Annotated in this window: 4 protein-coding genes; 1 reads left to right on the plus strand and 3 read right to left on the minus strand. The window is 43.1% G+C overall.

What is annotated here, in order from left to right; genetic code table 11:
• From H6S82_RS19285 to H6S82_RS19295, 3 genes are all read right to left on the minus strand, one after another.
• Window positions 1-500, minus strand: a 500-nt coding sequence (locus tag H6S82_RS19285; RefSeq protein ID WP_191056576.1) for an AAA-like domain-containing protein, incomplete at its 3' end; no start/stop codon positions are given.
• Between the two features lie 225 nt (window positions 501-725).
• Window positions 726-1610: a hypothetical protein gene (locus tag H6S82_RS19290; RefSeq protein ID WP_190474051.1), complete on the minus strand. Its 885-nt coding sequence runs from the start codon at window positions 1608-1610 to the stop codon at window positions 726-728.
• A 16-nt stretch (window positions 1611-1626) separates the two neighbouring features.
• Window positions 1627-3003 carry an AAA-like domain-containing protein gene (locus H6S82_RS19295; RefSeq protein WP_190474053.1) on the minus strand — a complete coding sequence of 459 codons (1377 nt, stop codon included), beginning with the start codon at window positions 3001-3003 and terminating at the stop codon, window positions 1627-1629.
• A 446-nt stretch (window positions 3004-3449) separates the two neighbouring features.
• Here H6S82_RS19295 and H6S82_RS19300 point away from each other — a divergent pair.
• The coding region (locus H6S82_RS19300; RefSeq protein WP_191056577.1) for a GAF domain-containing protein at window positions 3450-4631 on the plus strand (1182 nt) is incomplete at its 3' end.

The raw sequence follows: 4631 nt of genomic DNA on the forward strand, positions 1-4631 counted from the left end.
TGGCAAGCCCGAATTAAACTGAAAAAATCATTTGCCGAAAATGGTAATCTGAGTACGCTATCAATTTCATCGATAAAAATGACAATATTTTTCCCAAACAGCGACGGATTAGTTAGCAAGACCTCTTTGATAAACTTACTCAATCGCTTGATGGGCGAAAGTCTGCCATGCTTCCCCCACCAAGCATCAAAGCTACCGATTTGCTCTGTCAGATTAAAACTATCTACTAATGTATCGGTGATACTGCCAAAAAACTCGCTTCTGGTGATATCCGGACTGATAATCTCTGTCAAATCGATCGCAGCACAGGCAATTCCCCCATTTTTTAGCCTTCTCATTGTCTGCACGAGCAAACTAGACTTACCCATTTGTCGGGAATTTAGCACATAACAAAATGTGCCTTTTCTCAAATGGTCAAACAGCTCGTAATCTGCCTGTCGCCAAACGTATGTAGGCGCATCCGGGGGTAAACTTCCACCAACTTTGTATTCGTAATTCATAGGCTAATTTACTATAACGGCATTCCAGCTTAAATACCCATTCAACAATTCATATTACCGAATATTGATGAAGTCCAAGGATCTAATCAGTTCTTGTAGGCTGGGAACTCTGAGGTCATGATTTTCCCAAGTCAGAGCCATTTTTAGGAGCGAGTATTCCATTGCTAAGTACCAACAAAACGATCGCGAAAATATTGCCTTGTGTGTTAGTAGCCGATCGCAATTTTAATCCGACAGACCTGCTGACTGTAAAGCTTGTGCAAGTAGTTCCGTTAATTGTAGCGTCTCCGCCCATTGGTTGAGATAAACTTTGTCTAGCTGTTCGCCTTGCAACTTCATTACTCCCAAAATGTCGCGCCATTGCTTTTCCGATTTAAATCTCCCCATTCGATACCAGATGAGTTTCTGCAATATGATGTCTTCGGATGTCGGTAAAACTATTACTCGGTCAGGGTCTTGTCGGATAACTCTAGCTTGGCGACGCTGGAATTCTGCTTGATTAAATGGTTGATCTTTGAGAATAAAAATATCAATTTTTCCAAGAGATTCGTTGTCAATTAGGTTAAAGGACTCTTGCGAGCGAATCGCCTCTCGTACAGCAGTTTCTGATACAGAAAACCTCGGTTGCACCGCCTGGATTAGGCTTTCAACCTTTTCAGGACGCAAATCTGCTACCAAGTCAATATCTTGGGTGCTTCGCGGTTCGCCCAAAAGGGAACTAGCTACCGACCCACCTACAAGGTAGGGAATTTCTAGATTGTTTAAAATGTCAGCTACAACAAGCGCTAAAGAAATTGGGTCGGTTAGCATTAGTGGTTGCTCCCATAAAAATGGATAAACAGATAGAATACTCTCGATCGATTGAAAGTCCTCTCCCAGCGTTCGGATCGTAAATTCCCGTCGAATAAAAGCCGGGTCAGCATTTGGATAGCGATACCGAATCGCTAAAAGACACATTTCCCAACAACCCTTAGTCCAACCGCTAATTAGCTCAGCTTTTTTCCAAAACGGAAGCGTGCGCCACAGTCCAAACTGTACCTGTTCGGCTTCTATAGAAGTATCCAGCGATTGCGTGCGATAACCGGGCGCGGACGTGCGAATCAGTGTCATGGCGTCAGTTTCTCTGCTACTTTTGACTATCGAGAAAACGATCGCGAAAATATTGCCTGTACAAATCGTTGCGGATCGTCACCTGATTGCCTTGCAGATGCAGTAATCCGATACTATTTAATTTATATGCGATCGCCGACTTTATCTGTAGGGGTTTATTAGTAGCAACCACCTGTTTAAAACATTCTGCAAACTCTGGATTTCGTTCCAAGTGCCACAAGTGCGATCGCAAATGTTCCCCATAAATTCCCGTATCGGTGGGCGCTTCTTTCAGTATGCCATCCAAACTCATATTTTCCCGCGCCATCTTATATAAAGCCACTCGCACTAAATGAGGATGTCCGCCCACCATTGCCATCAGTTGCTTAACCTGAGTTTCTGTTAAATCCAACCCATGTCGTCGCGCCAAATCCTGTACCTGTGCAGAGTTAAACTCCGGTAACTCGATCGGTAGCCCTACATTAAACGGAGACAAATCTTTACTCAGGGGAATATAAACTTCTGTACCGTGGACAATTACCAGCCGAAAGTTTTTCCAAATATCGCTTTGCTTGGATTTTTCGTGCCAAGCCCGCAGCAAACCGAAAAAATCATCAGCCACTTTCTCTTGGGGAAAAATGCGATCGACTGCATCCAAGCCCAAAACTAAGGGAGTAGCAATTTCGGCTAATAGATATTTTTCAAAGTAATTAGTGCAATTTTTTTTACTGCCTAAAAACTCGCTCCAGCGGCTATCTAGCTGAATCGGTAGCTCTAAGTCATCCGTTACCGTAGCACAAAACCATTGCAAAAATTGATTTAAATCCCAGAAAACTTCCCGATCTGCCAACTCAAAATCTAAAGCTACCGAACGATAACCAAGTCTTTCTGCTTGTTGCAGCAACCTCGTCATCAGAGATGTTTTTCCCATTTGCTTGGGAGCTTTGATGCGAATTAAGCTTCCCGGTTTGGCAATTTCTTCATAAGCGCGTTCTTCGATCGGCGGGCGATCGATATAAAATTCCGAAGCCAGATCCAGCGAACCTCCCGGTAACTCAAGATGGGAATTGATGATTGGTAATTGGTAATTCTGCTCTGCCCCTCTGCCCTTCTGCCCCTCTGTCCCTCTGCCTCCTACCGCTCTGTTCCCCCTTAATTCCTCCAAAACTAACCGCACGGTTTTAATGCTGACTTTTTTCTCGGTAACATCTGATAGCAGCTTCCATAACTTGGGAGCTATTTCTCGCTGTATAGTGTTACTGCTATAACCAGCCACTTGGATATCCTTTAGTTTCTCACCTAGCAAAGCCTGCCGAAGTATATTTTTTTGCACATCACTTAAAGGTTCTCCTGTTTTTTGGGCGATCGAATTATCTGCAAGTTCTACAAGTTTTAATACCTCGACCCGATCCATTACGCACCCAAGTATAAGTATTTACTAACTAGAAAGTCGTCAAGCAATGGGAGAAACCGAGTTTCTTGGGCTGAGAGCAACAGAATCAAAAGGTTTGCCGATCGCAGAAACCCGGTTTCTTACCGTCTTTAACGAATTCTTGACCGATCTTCTAGGATAACATGAATTTTCTGAATTTTCTGAAAAAATCTAATTACTCACCAATTAGCTAATGAAAAAATCATTGAATTTTATGAGTTAAACTCCTGAGTATTTTTAACATAAAGATCCTGTTAATATAATATAGTTAATAAATGAAACCACAGACAAAACAATTTTTAGTAAATAATTACAACCGATATAGTTGAGATTTTAGCATTAAAATCAAATCTCAAATTGCCAATAAATTGCTAGTCTGCGGTCAAACAGATTCCCTGTCGGCTCTGAGTAAAAGGTATCATTCAAAAATGAGAAATTCAACAGCCACGGCATTAGCCACCAGAAAGTCAACATTTTATGAATTGATTGCCCCTCTCAACAAAGAAAACTTTAAGAAAGAGCTAAAGGAAGTAGAAAAACAGTTTAAAACCGTCCACAGAACGCTGTCAATGTTAAACTTTGACAGCCAGAACTTTAACGGTGTTTTAACTGAAATGGTAACGGCGATCGCCTTAAAAACAGGCGAACTTTTGCGTGCCGATCGCACCACCATCTATCTGTTGGATGAAGCGTCGAACGAACTGTGGTCTTTGATCGCCAAAGATGATGAAGGCAATGGTTCTCTAGAAATTCGCATACCAGTCGGACAAGGGATTGCCGGAGAAGCTGCCAAGTTGAAAAAAGCGATCAACATTCCCTTCGACTTTTATCAAGACCCACGGGCGACCGCAGCTAAAGAGTTAGACAAAAAACATCATTACCGCACCTACACCATGCTAACGCTGCCCCTCTTGAACGATGAGGGAGATTTGGTGGCAGTTGTCCAGCTAGTGAATAAATTAAAAAAGAATTACGCCTTCGGAGAATCCTTGCGGGAAAGAATCGATCGGCAAGGCTTTACCTGGGATGACGAAGTTTTGTTTGAGGAATTTTCCCCGTTAATTCGGCTAATTTTGGAAAGTTCCCGTTCTTTTTATGCGGCGACGCAGAGACAGCGTGCAGCCGAAGCACTTTTAGAAGCGACGCGATCGCTTGCTTCCAGTAGCTTGGATTTAGATTCAACCCTCAAGCGGGTGATGGACGCAGCGCAAAAACTGATGAATGCCGATCGCAGCACCCTCTGGCTATTAGATCCCGATCACAAAGATCTGTGGGCGAATATTCAACAGCCAGATGCTTCTTTTAGAGAACTGCGAGTCCCAATTGGCAAAGGGTATGTCGGTAAAGTTGCCAAATCCGGTAAACCTCTGAATATTCCTTTTGACTTATATAAAGACCCCGATTCCGAAGTTTCTCAACAAGTTGACCAGATCAACGGTTATCGCACTTGCAGCTTATTGTGTATGCCAATTTTTAACGCCGACGGCGAGTTAATTGGCGTCACTCAACTGGTCAACAAACGCAAACAAGGCGATTTTCCTCCCTACAACCCAGAGGATTGGCCCCATGCACCGGAGTTCTGGAAGGCGAGTTTTAATCGCAGCGACGAA

The organism is Planktothrix sp. FACHB-1355, from assembly GCF_014748295.1.
GTDB classification, from domain to species: Bacteria; Cyanobacteriota; Cyanobacteriia; order Cyanobacteriales; family Aerosakkonemataceae; genus Aerosakkonema; species Aerosakkonema funiforme_A.